The sequence below is a fragment of the Scandinavium sp. UTDF21-P1B genome (assembly GCF_040750395.1).
In the GTDB taxonomy this organism is placed as follows: Bacteria; Pseudomonadota; Gammaproteobacteria; order Enterobacterales; family Enterobacteriaceae; genus Scandinavium.
In genome coordinates, this window is sequence record NZ_JBFLVD010000034.1 from 1 (window position 1) to 13,809 (window position 13,809).

Consider the following 13,809-nt stretch of genomic DNA (forward strand, 5'->3'; position numbering starts at 1 on the left):
TGTTAAACCCGTGGCGATTCAAACAAAGGAATCACAGAGATGGAGCCATTTCCCTTAACTTCAAGCGATTACATAGAACTTTAGCATTGAAATGATGAGCATCAACATACCCGGTTGTGGTGCCTGTGTCGGTTCTTAGCGAAAACACAGAACAGGAGCAGTAACATTTTACACGGTTTCCCTATCCTCTGAGGGAGTACCGGCGTTTCCATGATTCAACGACACCGGACGTCTCCCGACAACCATTCTTCAGAGGGAGACAGCGCATGACCACCCGCACCGGAATCACACAATCCTTACTCAGCGCAGAAGATCCGCTGATTGATATGACCTTTATCACCACCTGCACTGGCATGACGGATAAGTGGTTCTACAAACTGATTGGCGACGGTCTGTTTCCGAAACCATCAAGCTGGGGCGCAGCTCCCGCTGGCGCAGAAGCGAAGTGGAAGCCTGGATGCAGCAACGTATCGCAGATTCCCGTGGCGTCTGAGCAGAGGAGATGTCTGAATGGTAAAACGACGCCGCACTCAATCGCAGGGCATTCCCCCGCGCTGGAAGTGCCCCCGTTGCCAGCGACAGTACTGTGGTGCCAGACCCTGTCCCGTTTGTTTCAGACCCACCGACTCACCTGCACAGCCGTAACCTTTCTGTATTCCGGTGCTGACCACCAACCGTACTGACCCGCTAACGCATAACTGACCCGCCGTTCGAACCCTGCCACGCTGCCCATCCGGGGACGGCTTACGCCTGCGTGTCGTCTGGCGATAAGGAGAGTACCACGATGTATGCAAAATCCTTTATGGCTCTGGACGGCAACGGCCGTCTCACGGGAGCCAGAACCGCGCAGACCGCTCCGTATGACCGTTACAGCTGCCACTTGTGTGCCAGTGGCCTGCAGTACCACCCTGAATACGACTCTGAACGCCCATGGTTTGAACACCAGACAGCAACGCTTTCGGACAACGGAAGACAGCACTGCGCGTACGTGAAACCGGAAGCCAGTGCACTGAGGCTGGCAGGGCGTCTGCAGCGGATTATCCCGGACGCTACGCCCGTGGTCCGCAGGGCAGACTGGTACTGTAATGGTTGCGACAGCGATTACCACGGCGAACGCTACTGCCTGAGCTGTCGTACCGGTGAGCACAGTCATGCGCTCGCTGATGCTGATAACCGGATAGCGGAGATGGCGTTATGCGCATGCTGAAATGCTATCTGGCGAATGACCGTGAAGGCCACTTCGCGACAGCCGGGGAGGCCATGCGTGCGCCGGGACAGATATGGAGCTGCGCGTCCTGTGGCTGCCGGCTGAGACTGCATGCCGGTATGCACGAAGACCCGTGGTTTGAGCATGACCAGCAGAGCGTGGGCCGGCATGTGCTGATGGCCTGCGCCCATCTTGACCCGGAGGTGAAAGCCGAAGCCCGGCACCGAAAGCTGCGCAGTCTCATCAACGGGCTGGAAACGACGGTGATGGTGCTCTCCTAGTACTGCGTGTGGTGCGGTGACCATTATCAGGGCGTGAAGCATTGTCCCCGGCGTCTGACCGGTATCTACAGCATCGAAGAAGTGCACTGGTGGATGAATTACTGCTGCAACACTCTCCCCGGGTAAGCCCCGTGACAGCGATTTACATCAGATATTCCGTCCTGCCTGCCGGCGTTCAGCTTTACACTTGTGTTGCCGTACCGTGAAACCTTGTCCGGTTACCACGCGTTGATTTTACTCTTTCACACTGAGGTCTGGCAGCGGACGGGTGAATACTCACAGGTGCGCCAGCAGGCCCGACATCGTTCACCCCCGACACTGTTACGCTGGATATGGGAGGCGGCCAGCGCGCCAGAATGCAAAATGGTGTTGATGCTCAATCTCGATACGCTGGGGGTCTGGCGCGATGAGGTCGTACAGCAGGAGATGAGCGGGGTACTCAGAGAGGCATGGCGCTCGGTGACGCATGCCGATAACAACGTTGCCAGTATGCGGTCTTTCACTATCTGTCGTACTGAAAGGTGTTCATTGTCCAGACAATTCAGTCAGTTACAGACCAGAGTGAATGAAATGGTATCTCCCGTTATGACGACCAGAACGGGTGTGGTTTGTCCGTGAAGATAATGGTCTCTGTAAGCAAAGGAGATGGCCGTTAATTCAGGCCTGAAAATACGCACCTTATCCCACATATTCCCCGATGTCTGCAGCGCCGATATAATTCCTGCATGAAAAAAACTCACGATGCCCTACTCCCGGAACAAACCGTTACAACCCTTGCGCATTTTGCCTGGTGCGCCCTTGTCGCCTTACGCACGGCACAGCAGGATGGTCAGGCGTTGTCGCCACTCAGCACGCATGCATTTTTACTGCGCTGGTTAACGGTGGCAGCGTGCAATCGCATCCGATATTGAGAGTCTGGTGGTACTGGGACGCCATAAAGGTCTTGCCGCCAGCTTATTCAGTCGTCTGGAATATCTCTGGTCTTCGTGCAGCGGACCGGTGTCTGCTCAGTCAGATTTGTACCGGTTGACGTACGCAATTGAACTGCTTAAATCGCAAGGCTGGGTAAATGCAGCTGTGAGTGACAGGGACTGGGACAATGAAGCGCTTCTGGTCCAAGAATACAGCGATACGAATGGACTGCTGGTAAGGAAATCGGCACTTACCGGTGGATTTTCGGATGAGGGCAAACTGGTGGCACCGGTTGAATTTCTGGTGACGGGCAATCTGTCAGCCTGTATGGGGGTTTTCCAGGCCCATATTCTCTCTGCCATCATTCTGGCGTCGAACCGGCTCGCATTACAACCTGAGCAATAGGACAAATATTCTCAACGCATCAGTTAATCTGATCACTGTCCATTCCCTGAATGGCAGGTATCCGGGTCGTGCTTACCTCCTGGTATTGAGGCATGTGTAAAGGGCTGTCGTGACATTTCCTTTCTTCTGACGAAAACAAATAAGCCCCGTTTAAGTGAATAATAAGAAATGATGAAATCTGAAAATGTCGTCAATTTTTCACATGCTCAGTCACGTCCTGCTTCACATTTTTCGATAAAAATACAAAATCAGAGATTTCACGCGATTGGCGGTATTTCGCACAGATATGCGCCCTAAGCTAAATTGATCATTTGCTGCACACCCTAATCCCACAAGGCCTGAAGGGGCTATGCAAGAGAATTCCTACAAATCAGGAAGATGATCTTTTGTTGTTAAAAACTGGAAATATAAAATATTGTTACATTTTTTCATTTCCGATCGGGAAGGGAACGTTCATACACTCCTGCCATTGGGTCTTATCCGAAATTTTTATTTCAGACAAATGCTCAAAAATTCAGTGTCGGCATGCTGGTGGACGGAATGCACCCGCTTTTTAGTTCCGGGATTTTTATTTGCGTCGTATGACGCGACCGGAAAGTTGTTCTTGCAGGGTAATTTTTTCTTATTTATTTCTCACTGGCATTGACCGTTTCTATTACTCCATAGAACAGGGACAGCCATGTCTAACTCTTCCTTTCAGTCCGAAATCCCTAAAGCGCGTATTAATTTAAAACTTGATTTGCATACGGGGGGCGCGAGCAAGAAAACGGAGCTCCCTCTGAAATTGCTGGTGGCGGGCGACTTCAGTAATGGTCAGGAGTCTGCACCCCTGTCTGAGCGCAAAAAAGTTGATTTGAATAAAAATAATTTCGATTCAGTGCTATCCGAATATTCCCCAAACGTCAATCTGACCGTTAAAAACACGCTTGCTGATGACGGCAGCGAAGACAACATCACTCTGACCTTCCGGAGCATGAAAGATTTCACCCCGGAGCAGGTCTCCCGGCAAATCCCTCAACTGAAAGCGATGCTTTCCATGCGCAATCTGCTGCGTGATTTAAAAGCGAATCTTCTTGATAACCAGGCTTTCCGTAAAGAGCTGGAAAAAATTCTGCTCGACCCGGCGTTAAGCGCAGAACTTCGCTCAGAGCTGTCTGCCCTGGCCCCGAAACAACCATAACGGTCACGATGATTTAACGGATTAATAAGGAAGATGCTGATGTCTGTAAAAAATGAGAACGCCGCGGGTGGCGAAAGCGTGGTGCTGGAACGTCCTGCTGCGGGCGGGGTTTATGCATCCCTGTTTGAAAAAATCAACCTGAACCCGGTCTCTGAGCTGAGTGCGCTGGATATCTGGCAGGACGCGCAGGCGATGTCGGATGCGACTGCGGATGAACGCTTAACGGCCGGCATGCAGGTGTTCCTGGAGTGTCTGACAAAATCTGGTTCAAAAGTTGAAAAACTCGACAAAAACCTGATTGACCACCATATCGCGGAGCTGGACTACCAGATTAGCCGTCAGTTGGATGCGGTAATGCACAGTGAAGAATTCCAGACTGTGGAGAGCCTGTGGCGTGGCGTGAAATCCCTGGTCGACAAAACCGATTTCCGTCAGAACGTGAAGGTTGAGCTGCTGGATATGTCCAAAGAAGACCTGCGTCAGGACTTCGAAGACAGCCCGGAAATCATTCAGAGTGGACTGTATAAACATACATATATTGATGAATATGATACACCGGGTGGAGAGCCGATTGCGGCGCTGATTTCAGCGTACGAATTTGATGCGTCTGCGCAGGATGTTGCTCTGCTGCGTAATATATCAAAAGTCTCCGCTGCTGCCCACATGCCGTTTATCGGCTCAGCTGGCCCGAAATTCTTCCTCAAGGACTCAATGGAAGAAGTGGCGGCCATCAAGGATATCGGTAACTACTTTGACCGTGCTGAGTACATCAAGTGGAAATCCTTCCGCGAGACGGACGATTCCCGCTATATCGGTCTGGTGATGCCACGTGTACTGGGTCGCCTGCCGTATGGTCCGGATACCGTACCGGTCCGCAGCTTTAACTATGTGGAAGAAGTGAAAGGCCCGGATCACGACAAATACCTGTGGACCAACGCCTCGTTTGCCTTTGCATCCAACATGGTGCGCAGCTTCATCAATAACGGCTGGTGTGTGCAAATCCGTGGCCCGCAGGCCGGTGGTGCCGTTCAGGACCTGCCAATCCATCTGTACGATCTCGGCACCGGTAATCAGGTGAAAATTCCGTCTGAAGTGATGATCCCGGAAACCCGCGAATTTGAATTTGCCAACCTCGGTTTCATTCCGCTGTCCTACTACAAAAATCGCGATTACAGCTGCTTCTTCAGCGCTAACTCTACCCAGAAGCCGGCACTGTATGACACCGCGGATGCCACGGCCAACAGCCGTATCAACGCCCGTCTGCCGTACATTTTCCTGTTGTCGCGTATTGCGCATTACCTGAAGCTTATCCAGCGCGAAAATATTGGCACCACCAAAGACCGTCGTCTGCTGGAGCTTGAGCTCAATACCTGGGTGCGCAGTCTGGTGACCGAAATGACCGACCCTGGCGACGAGCTTCAGGCTTCCCACCCGCTGCGCGACGCCAAAGTGATTGTGGAAGACATCGAAGACAACCCGGGCTTCTTCCGTGTTCGCCTGTATGCGGTGCCGCACTTCCAGGTGGAAGGCATGGACGTCAATCTGTCGCTGGTTTCCCAGATGCCGAAAGCCAAATCCTAAGGCGAGGGGAAATCAGGGATGAAAATTTACCGCCCACTTTGGGAGGATGGGGCCGCCCTGGCCCCGCAACAGTTCCAGCAGCAAGCCCGCTGGAGTGAGCACGTTGCCGACATGGTCGCCCGGATGGGGATTTCTCATCCCTGGGGCGTGGTTGCGGCTGAATTTGATGATGCCGCGCTGGCGCTTTCGCGCCTGAACGCCACTCGTCTGGTGGTGCGTTTTCAGGACGGTACCCTTGTGGATACCGGCCTGGCAGACACGCTTCCTCCGGTCTGTGATTTGTCTGTTGCCGCCGGCAGCGAAGCTGTTGACGTGGTTGTCGCACTGCCGCTGCTGAGCGCCAGTGGTGGCAACCTCGATAATGGTCAGGACAGTGAACGCCCTAAGCGCTGGAAAGCGGAGCGTGTCGTCGTGCAGGAACTGGCCGGCCATGAAAGCGGGGAACTCGCGATCCTGCGTCATGCGCTGACCCTGCGTCTGTCCAGCCAGGAAAACACGGCATACCTGACCTGTCCGGTCGCCCGTCTGGTACGTAATGCACAGGGGCAGTGGAGCCGGGACCCGGCCTTCATCCCGCCTATGCTTTCCGTTGCTGCCAGCCCGTGGCTTGCCACCGAACTGGGTGACCTGCTGGTTCGTCTGCAGGCCCGCCGTCGTCGCCTGATGGCCATGCGCCGTGAGAGCAATGAGCGGATGGCCGACTTTGCGGTCGCGGATGTCTCCCTGTTCTGGCTGCTGAATGCCCTGAACAGCGCCGAGCCGGTGTTAACTGAACTTCTGCAGACGCCCGGGCGTCACCCGGAACTGCTGTACCGGGAGCTGGCTCGTCTGGCTGGTAGCCTGCTGACCTTCTCTCTGGAGCACGATGCCGGGGACATTCCGGCTTACCAGCATGATGCCCCTGAACAGGTATTCCCGCCGTTGCTGGCACTGCTGGACAAACTACTGGAAGCCAGCCTGCCATCGCGCGTGGTCAGCATTCAACTGGAGCATCACGACCAAATCTGGAAAGGTGCCCTGCACGATGCGCGCCTGCGCGAAGGGGCAGACTTCTGGCTCTCGGTACGCTCCTCCATGCCGAACCATGAACTTCAGACGAAATTCCCGCAGCTGTGTAAGGCGGGCAGTTTTGAGGATGTTTCGGAGGTGGTGAATGTGGCCCTGAGTGGGATGACCCTCAAACCTGTCAGTCATGTTCCGGCAGCCATTCCTCTACGTCTTGAGAACCAGTATTTCTCGCTGGATCTGAGTTCTGAGGCGGCACGGACCATGCTTGAGATGGCCAGCTGTACCTTCTACACCCCGCGCTCACTGGGGGATTTGAATCTTGAACTCTTTGCGGTGCTGCGCTCATGAATAAATCCGAACTCAGCCAGATAGAACGCATCTTCTACCCGGGCTGGCTGATGGCCAGCCAGCTGCGCTGCGGTCAGGAAGTCCGGGACGGGGAAGGGCTCTATCGCCGGGCCTGCCGTCTGGTGCAGGAGGCGAAAGCGGCGCTCACTGAGGCAGGTTACAGCGACATCATCCGTAACCATATGGTGTATGCCCTGTGTGCACTGCTTGATGAGAGCGTGATGAACCGCGGAACCACCGATGATGGTTACCTGGCATGGCGTCGTGATCCGTTGCAGGCACACTTCTTTGGCACCCTCAATGCCGGTGAGGAGCTGTGGGAACGGATCCGCAACCTGCTGAAAGAAACCGCCCCTGACGCCGCCGTCCTGACCTGTATGTACCGGACCCTGCAACTGGGGTTCGTGGGGCAATATCGCGCCCAGGATGATGAGCGTCGGGAAGATATTGTTCGGGCACTCGCGGAACGGGTGCCGGCCTTTACGCTTGCACAGGACGCTCCTATTGTTGCCCGGGCATCACGCCTGCGCAGCGGTCGTCGCGGGTACTGGCTGACCTGGATTGTGGCCGCCGTTGCCCTGGTGGCACTCTGGTTCTTCCTTTCGTCTTCGCTTACTGACCTGGTAAGCCAGACCGTCAGGCCGGGGTAAGCGATGCGGGATGTGTACCGAAGTTTGTTAACTGCCCTGGGTGCCGTACTGGCGCTGTGGCTCATCCTGGGGTTCTGGCCACTGGCCACAGGCAGCCGTGTGGCACTCAGCCTGCTGGTTGTTCTGGTGTCCGGGGTGATGTTCTGGCGTCAGCGTCGGGCTTCGCAGGCGCGGGCCACCGCTATGCGGGAAATTGTGGATGAAAACCTGCCGCCGGAAGATTTTCAGGGGGCGGTTATCCTCGTTTGTGGCGACAACGCCCCGCTGTTTGTGTCCGGTTCCCGTCACCGGGAAACCCGGCAGGGCTGGTATCTGTGGGTGAAGGATGCGGAACAACTGCCCCTCCTGGCACAGCACATGAGCCTGGTGCGCCCGGCCCTGGTGTCGCAAATCTCCGTCATGCTGGCGGCGGTGCCTGAACAGCACACTTCCGGCGATGATTTTACCCAGTCCCTGCGGAGCTGGCAGCGGGCTGTCGTGCAGTGCCGTGCGGCATTTGGCACGATCCCACCGCTGTGGACCGTGACCTGGGTATCGCCTCCTGTGGCCTGCGCGGAAGCTGAACCCGTCTGGTTTACCACAGTCAGCCCGCGAAGCGGCATTCAGGTGTATCAGCCCGGTCAGGGCAATGTGTCACTGACAGAGTGGACCCAGGATAGTGGATCTGACGGGCGTCTTTCGCGTCTGAGTCAGCGGCTGTGGCTGGACAGCCTGCTTGCCTGGCAGAACAGCGCAGTCAATGACCTGCTGTCGGTGCGCCAGGGCGAACTGCCGGTGATGAAGCCTTGTGTACAGGGCATGTGCATGGGGCCGGTGAACGGTATCGAGGGCAATCTCTGGCAGCAGCACATCACTACCGTGACGGCGCTGCCACCAGATACCGTTGTGACCACCGAACCACTTCCGTTGCCTGAACTGCTGCTGCCGGCGCTGCCGCGCCGACGGGGCGTCAGCCGCAGAATGATGTTCTGGCGTTACGCCGGGTTGCTGGGCGGGATTTTCCTGGCACTTGCCATGCTGGCGTCCTGGATGAACAACCAGCGTCTCATCCGTAATGTGGGCGATCACCTTGCGTTGTATCACCAGCTGACGGGGAAGCCTGTGGCACCGAAACTGCGCGCACTGCAGCGCCTCAGAGCCGATGGCGCATTGCTGGACGACTGGGCGCGTCGCGGGGAGCCACTGCGTTATCGCCTGGGGCTGTATCAGGGGTTGCGCCTGGTACCGCCTGTTGAGGCCGCCGTCAGCGACTGGGCCCCACCGCCACCGCCACCACCGATTATTAAGAAAATCATCCAGGGTCCGAAAACCCTTCGTCTTGACAGCATGTCGCTGTTCGATTCGGGCAAATCGGCGCTGAAAACCGGGTCCACCAAAATGCTGGTGAATTCACTGGTGGGTGTTAAGGCAAAGCCGGGCTGGCTGATTGTGGTAAGCGGGCATACCGATAACACCGGTAACCCTAAGCTCAATCAGACGCTGTCCCTGAAACGTGCCGAAGCGGTGCGCAACTGGATGCGTGATACCGGTGATATACCGGAAAGCTGTTTTGCGGTGCAGGGCTATGGCGAGAGCCGTCCGATCGCAACCAATGACACCCCGGAGGGCCGTGCGCTCAACCGCCGTGTCGAAATCAGTCTGGTACCGCAGGCGAACGCCTGTCAGATACCGGGCCACACCCAGGCGTCATCGCAGGATGATGGCGCATCACAACACAATGGAGAGTAATTCCATGGCAATTCCTGTTTATCTTTGGCTGAAAGACGACGGCGGCGCGGACATTAAAGGGTCTGTGGACGTTCAGGATCGTGAAGGCAGCATCGAAGTTGTCGCTCAGGAGCATAACCTGTACATCCCGACCGACAACAACACCGGCAAGCTGACCGGTACCCGTATCCACACCCCGTTCCTGTTCACCAAGGAAATCGACTCGTCCAGCCCGTACCTGTACAAGGCTGTGACCACCGGTCAGACCCTCAAGTCTGCGGAATTCAAGTGGTACAAAATCAACGACGCGGGCCAGGAAGTGGAGTATTTCAACACCAAACTGGAAAACGTGAAAGTAGTGAAAGTGAATCCGGTGATGTACGACATCAAAAATCCAGCCTTTGAGAAGCACAACCATCAGGAAGTGGTTGAGCTGCGCTACGAAAAAATCACCTGGACCTACAAAGACGGCAACATCATTCATTCCGATTCCTGGAATGAACGCGCTACGGCATAAAATCAGACGGCACACAGAAGTGTGCCGTTTAAAGGAGGTATATATGGCAAATCTGGCAGAGTGGGCGACTCACTGGCAGAAAGACCCGCGTTTTAGTAAGAACTACACGGCACGCCTGGTAGAAAAGGCCTGCTCGCTGGACTCCCAGCTTAATAATGCGTACTGCGCGGGCACGCTTAAAGTCATAGCCGGCCCTCACCGAAAAGCAGGGCCGGGTGGCGGTGGCGACGCCCGCTGGCACATGACGTTACAGCCGAAAGCTAATGCCAGTTGCTGGCACATCATTCTGGATAACAGCGTGACACGCCCCGTTCAGGTTAATAAGCGAGAACGGCTGGGCCACAGCTTCTGATGATACGACCGGTACTGGGTCATCGCCTGGCCGGTCAGACGCTCTGCAAAGAACCACACAATTCTGAAATTTGACCTCATGCGCTTTAGGTGCTTTGTATACAAAGAGAAGCGATGGGCGGTAGCGTGTCCGAAAGGTCCTCAACAATGAGTAAAATGAGTATGGAAAACCCGGCAATCCTCCTTCGTCGTCTCAATCCTTACTGCGCCCGTGCGATGGAAGGGGCTGCCTCCCTGTGTCAGACCCGCGCCCATGCAGAAATCCTGCCGGAACACTGGCTGCTGAAACTGCTGGAGCAGGGCGAAGGTGACCTGACGGTGCTGGCACGCCGCTACGAGTGGGATATGGACGCCATCTGGCAGGATTTGCTGGGCTGGCTGGACAAGCAGCCGCGCTCGGTTCGCCACCGCCCACAGCTGTCTGATGCCATTCAGTCTCTTCTACAGGAAGCATGGCTGATTGCTTCTCTTAACGGCGAGGAACAAATACGCAGCATCCATCTGCTGATGGCGCTGGTTGATAAACAGAACCTGGTGCGCTGCGACGGGCTGTGGCCGCTGCTGACGCTGGGTCAGCGTCAGCTGGAACGTCTGCGTCCGCTGCTTGATGGGCAGTCGGATGAACGCCCGGAAGTGCAGCAGGAAGCAGAGCTTACGCAGAGCTACGGTGGTGAGGTGGAGTTCGTCGGCCGTCCGGTGGGTGCAGAACTGAAAGAGGGGGAACTGACCCCGGCCCTGCAGAATGCGCTGGATAAATTCACCCTCGACGTCACCGCCAAAGCCAGAGAAGGCAAAATCGACCCGGTCTTTGGTCGTGATACCGAAATCCGCCAGATGGTGGACATTCTCTCCCGCCGTCGCAAAAACAATCCGATTCTGGTGGGTGAACCGGGTGTTGGGAAAACCGCGCTGGTCGAAGGCCTGGCGTTGCGTATTGCCGAGGGCAACGTCCCTGAATCGCTCAAGCCAGTCATCCTGCGTACCCTTGACCTTGGCCTTCTGCAGGCGGGGGCAGGCGTGAAAGGTGAATTTGAACAGCGCCTGAAAAATGTCATCGATGCTGTACAGCAGTCGCCCACCCCGATTTTGCTGTTTATTGACGAAGCCCACACCATCATCGGCGCGGGTAACCAGGCGGGAGGCGCAGATGCGGCCAACCTGCTCAAACCGGCACTGGCGCGTGGCGAACTTCGCACCATTGCCGCTACCACATGGTCTGAATATAAGCTGTATTTTGAGCGGGATGCCGCGCTGGAGCGCCGCTTCCAGATGGTGAAGGTCGACGAACCGGATGACGGCACCGCCTGCCTGATGCTCAGAGGTCTGAAATCACGCTACGCCGAACACCATAACGTGCATATCACTGACGATGCGGTCAAAGCCGCTGTCACCCTGTCGCGCCGCTACCTGACGGGCCGCCAGCTGCCGGATAAGGCCGTCGATTTACTTGATACCGCCGCAGCCCGCGTGCGCATGAGCCTCGACACCGTGCCGGAACAAATTATGCGCCTGAAAGCGCAGCTGACCGCGCTGGCGCTGGAAGAGCAGGCGCTACTGGAAGATATCGCCGCCGGCAGCAACCACCATGGCGACCGTCTGAGTGTCATTGAACAACAGCGTGCACAGCTGGAAAGCCGCCTGCAGGAGCAGGAAGGTCGTTTCAGCAATGAAAAGGTGCTGGCACAGCAGCTGATGGCCAGCCGCCAGGATATCAGCCAGCAGGCCGAAATCTCTGACCTTCAACAGCAACTGGAGCAGGCGCAGCAGGGCGACGTGCTGGTTCAGGTGGATGTGGACACCCGCACTGTCGCCAACGTGATTGCAGACTGGACTGGCGTGCCGCTGTCCTCCCTGATGAAAGACGAGCAGACCGAACTGCTGATCCTGGAAAACGAAATCGGCAAACGGGTTGTGGGTCAGGAAGTGGCGCTTGCAGCCATTGCTCAGCGTCTGCGTGCGGCGAAAACCGGCCTCACTTCCGAGAACGGTCCGCAGGGCGTGTTCCTGCTGGTCGGCCCGAGTGGTGTGGGGAAAACCGAAACTGCGCTGGCGCTGGCGGATGTGCTGTACGGTGGTGAGAAGTCACTGATTACCATCAATCTGTCCGAGTACCAGGAGCCGCACACGGTTTCCCAGCTGAAAGGTTCGCCTCCCGGCTATGTCGGCTACGGCCAGGGCGGTATCCTGACCGAGGCGGTACGCAAGCGTCCGTATAGTGTGGTGCTGCTCGATGAAGTGGAGAAAGCGCACCGCGACGTGATGAATCTGTTCTACCAGGTTTTCGACCGCGGATTAATGCGCGACGGCGAAGGGCGTGAAATTGACTTCCGCAACACCGTGATCCTGATGACCTCCAACCTCGGCAGCGACCACCTGATGCAGCTGCTGGACGAACAGCCGGACGCCAGCGAAGGAGATCTGCAGGAACTGCTGCGCCCGATATTGCGTGACCATTTCCAGCCGGCGCTGCTGGCCCGCTTCCAGACTGTGATTTACCGTCCATTAGCAGAAGCCGCAATGCGCACCATCGTGGAAATGAAGCTCGCCCAGGTGAGCAAGCGTCTGCATCGTCATTACGGCTTGTCCACGAATATTGAAGAGAGTCTCTACGACGCACTCACTGCCGCATGTCTGTTGCCGGATACCGGCGCGCGTAATGTTGATAGCCTGCTCAACCAACAAATCCTGCCGGTACTGAGCCAGCAGCTGCTGACCCACATGGCCGCGAAGCAGAAACCGCAATCCCTGACGCTCGGCTGGAATGATGAAGAAGGGATTGTACTGGCGTTTAATGAGGCGCTCGGAGGCTGAAATGCAGATTTGCATGATGGATTACGGCAACCTGTCGGCGGATGGCAAAACGGCGTACCTGAAATGCTACGGCATCGGGACGTTTGAGGTACTGACTGGTGTGGATTTTTATATAAATAACCCCGACTGTGCCGATCATGAGAATGCTGCCATCCCTCCTGGCACTTACTGGGTGACCGACAGGCTTGCCGGCAGCCTGTATAACCGCGTCCGCGCGGAGGCGATCGATGGCTGGCATGGTTACCGAAATCACCATTCTGAATGGTTTGCTCTGTTCAGCGATAAAACCAAAAGAGACGGTATCATGGTGAATGGTCTGAACCGTACGGGATTTCGTCTCCACCCGCTGAACAGCGATGGTTCCGGTGAGTCCTGGGGCTGTATTACCCTGCGTCGTTCCAGTGATTTTCAACACCTGCGACGCCTCCTGCTACAGAGAGGAACTTTCCCTGTTCCTGGTGGCAATGGCCTGAAGGCCTATGCCCGTATCGATGTGCGTGGCACCCCGAACTACAGCCTGTGTGATAAAGAAACCGAAGAAAGAAAAGAGGCTGAGAAACGTCGTACACAGCAGGCTCTGAAAAAGCTAGCGGAGAATGCCGAATGAAAATCCTGCTGTTTATCGTGCTGTTCTGGAGCGGGATCCACTTCATTCCTGATGTATGGGTTGCGAGTTTTGTGAAGGCCCATATCCCGATTAGCGGTGACGGGGAAGAAGCGATGGACAGCTTTGAAATGCATATCATCGTGATTAAAACAACGTTGTGTGCTGTCGGGGCGTATCTCCTGATGAAGCTGCTCTTCTGGCTGCACAACCGCCCGAATAAATAGCCTGTTTTCTTCTCTGACCG

Annotated in this window: 14 protein-coding genes and 1 pseudogene; all 15 read left to right on the forward strand. The window is 56.0% G+C overall.

Features of this window, described 5'->3' with window-relative positions:
* Positions 1-266 precede the first annotated feature (266 nt).
* The 15 genes and pseudogenes from AB1287_RS20605 to AB1287_RS20670 all read left to right on the forward strand — a co-directional run bounded on the left by AB1287_RS20605 (position 267) and on the right by AB1287_RS20670 (position 13,789).
* A pseudogene (locus AB1287_RS20605) lies at positions 267-493 on the forward strand (helix-turn-helix transcriptional regulator).
* 291 nt (positions 494-784) lie between these two features.
* The gene (locus AB1287_RS20610) at positions 785-1,207 is read left to right on the forward strand and encodes a putative zinc ribbon protein (protein ID WP_435618912.1); all 423 of its coding nucleotides are present in this window, start codon (positions 785-787) and stop codon (positions 1,205-1,207) included.
* Positions 1,201-1,488 (forward strand): DUF7828 domain-containing protein, encoded by a 288-nt coding sequence (locus AB1287_RS20615; RefSeq protein ID WP_435618913.1) that lies wholly within the window; start codon positions 1,201-1,203, stop codon positions 1,486-1,488. The genes AB1287_RS20610 and AB1287_RS20615 overlap by 7 nt, the downstream gene beginning before the upstream one ends.
* A gap of 6 nt (positions 1,489-1,494) precedes the next feature.
* Positions 1,495-1,614 (forward strand): putative zinc ribbon protein, encoded by a 120-nt coding sequence (locus AB1287_RS22500; RefSeq protein WP_436799855.1) that lies wholly within the window; start codon positions 1,495-1,497, stop codon positions 1,612-1,614.
* Between the two features lie 792 nt (positions 1,615-2,406).
* Positions 2,407-2,805 (forward strand): DUF2913 family protein, encoded by a 399-nt coding sequence (locus AB1287_RS20620; RefSeq protein ID WP_435618914.1) that lies wholly within the window; start codon positions 2,407-2,409, stop codon positions 2,803-2,805.
* 679 nt (positions 2,806-3,484) lie between these two features.
* Positions 3,485-3,985 (forward strand): type VI secretion system contractile sheath small subunit, encoded by a 501-nt coding sequence (gene tssB, locus AB1287_RS20625; protein WP_435618915.1) that lies wholly within the window; start codon positions 3,485-3,487, stop codon positions 3,983-3,985.
* Between the two features lie 33 nt (positions 3,986-4,018).
* A complete protein-coding gene (tssC, locus tag AB1287_RS20630) occupies positions 4,019-5,566 on the forward strand; it encodes a type VI secretion system contractile sheath large subunit (RefSeq protein WP_435618916.1) in 1,548 nt (515 codons plus the stop codon).
* Between the two features lie 18 nt (positions 5,567-5,584).
* Positions 5,585-6,922 (forward strand): type VI secretion system baseplate subunit TssK, encoded by a 1,338-nt coding sequence (gene tssK / locus AB1287_RS20635; protein WP_435618917.1) that lies wholly within the window; start codon positions 5,585-5,587, stop codon positions 6,920-6,922.
* Positions 6,919-7,572, forward strand: a complete 654-nt coding sequence (tssL, locus tag AB1287_RS20640) for a type VI secretion system protein TssL, short form (protein WP_435618918.1) — start codon at positions 6,919-6,921, stop codon at positions 7,570-7,572. Before tssK ends, tssL begins: the two co-directional genes overlap by 4 nt.
* 3 nt (positions 7,573-7,575) lie before the next feature.
* Complete coding sequence (locus AB1287_RS20645; protein ID WP_435618919.1) at positions 7,576-9,300, forward strand: OmpA family protein; 1,725 nt, start codon at positions 7,576-7,578, stop codon at positions 9,298-9,300.
* Positions 9,301-9,304: 4 nt separating this feature from the next.
* A complete protein-coding gene (gene hcp / locus AB1287_RS20650) occupies positions 9,305-9,796 on the forward strand; it encodes a type VI secretion system effector Hcp (RefSeq protein WP_435618920.1) in 492 nt (163 codons plus the stop codon).
* 43 nt (positions 9,797-9,839) lie between these two features.
* The gene (locus AB1287_RS20655; RefSeq protein ID WP_435618921.1) at positions 9,840-10,148 is read left to right on the forward strand and encodes a hypothetical protein; all 309 of its coding nucleotides are present in this window, start codon (positions 9,840-9,842) and stop codon (positions 10,146-10,148) included.
* 161 nt (positions 10,149-10,309) lie between these two features.
* On the forward strand, positions 10,310-12,958 hold the full coding sequence (gene tssH, locus AB1287_RS20660; protein ID WP_435618941.1) for a type VI secretion system ATPase TssH: 2,649 nt from the start codon (positions 10,310-10,312) through the stop codon (positions 12,956-12,958).
* 13 nt (positions 12,959-12,971) lie between these two features.
* Positions 12,972-13,565, forward strand: a complete 594-nt coding sequence (locus AB1287_RS20665) for a DUF2778 domain-containing protein (protein ID WP_435618922.1) — start codon at positions 12,972-12,974, stop codon at positions 13,563-13,565.
* Positions 13,562-13,789: a hypothetical protein gene (locus AB1287_RS20670; protein ID WP_435618923.1), complete on the forward strand. Its 228-nt coding sequence runs from the start codon at positions 13,562-13,564 to the stop codon at positions 13,787-13,789. Before AB1287_RS20665 ends, AB1287_RS20670 begins: the two co-directional genes overlap by 4 nt.
* Positions 13,790-13,809: the final 20 nt, after the last annotated feature.

Coding starts and splice junctions, on each gene's coding strand:
- AB1287_RS20610 (WP_435618912.1), top strand. CDS start 785: ATGTATGCAAAATCCTTTATGGCTCTGGACGGCAACGGCCGTCTCACG.
- AB1287_RS20615 (WP_435618913.1), top strand. CDS start 1,201: ATGCTGAAATGCTATCTGGCGAATGACCGTGAAGGCCACTTCGCGACA.
- tssB (WP_435618915.1), top strand. CDS start 3,485: ATGTCTAACTCTTCCTTTCAGTCCGAAATCCCTAAAGCGCGTATTAAT.
- tssC (WP_435618916.1), top strand. CDS start 4,019: ATGCTGATGTCTGTAAAAAATGAGAACGCCGCGGGTGGCGAAAGCGTG.
- tssK (WP_435618917.1), top strand. CDS start 5,585: ATGAAAATTTACCGCCCACTTTGGGAGGATGGGGCCGCCCTGGCCCCG.
- tssL (WP_435618918.1), top strand. CDS start 6,919: ATGAATAAATCCGAACTCAGCCAGATAGAACGCATCTTCTACCCGGGC.
- AB1287_RS20645 (WP_435618919.1), top strand. CDS start 7,576: ATGCGGGATGTGTACCGAAGTTTGTTAACTGCCCTGGGTGCCGTACTG.
- hcp (WP_435618920.1), top strand. CDS start 9,305: ATGGCAATTCCTGTTTATCTTTGGCTGAAAGACGACGGCGGCGCGGAC.
- AB1287_RS20655 (WP_435618921.1), top strand. CDS start 9,840: ATGGCAAATCTGGCAGAGTGGGCGACTCACTGGCAGAAAGACCCGCGT.
- tssH (WP_435618941.1), top strand. CDS start 10,310: ATGGAAAACCCGGCAATCCTCCTTCGTCGTCTCAATCCTTACTGCGCC.
- AB1287_RS20665 (WP_435618922.1), top strand. CDS start 12,972: ATGATGGATTACGGCAACCTGTCGGCGGATGGCAAAACGGCGTACCTG.
- AB1287_RS20670 (WP_435618923.1), top strand. CDS start 13,562: ATGAAAATCCTGCTGTTTATCGTGCTGTTCTGGAGCGGGATCCACTTC.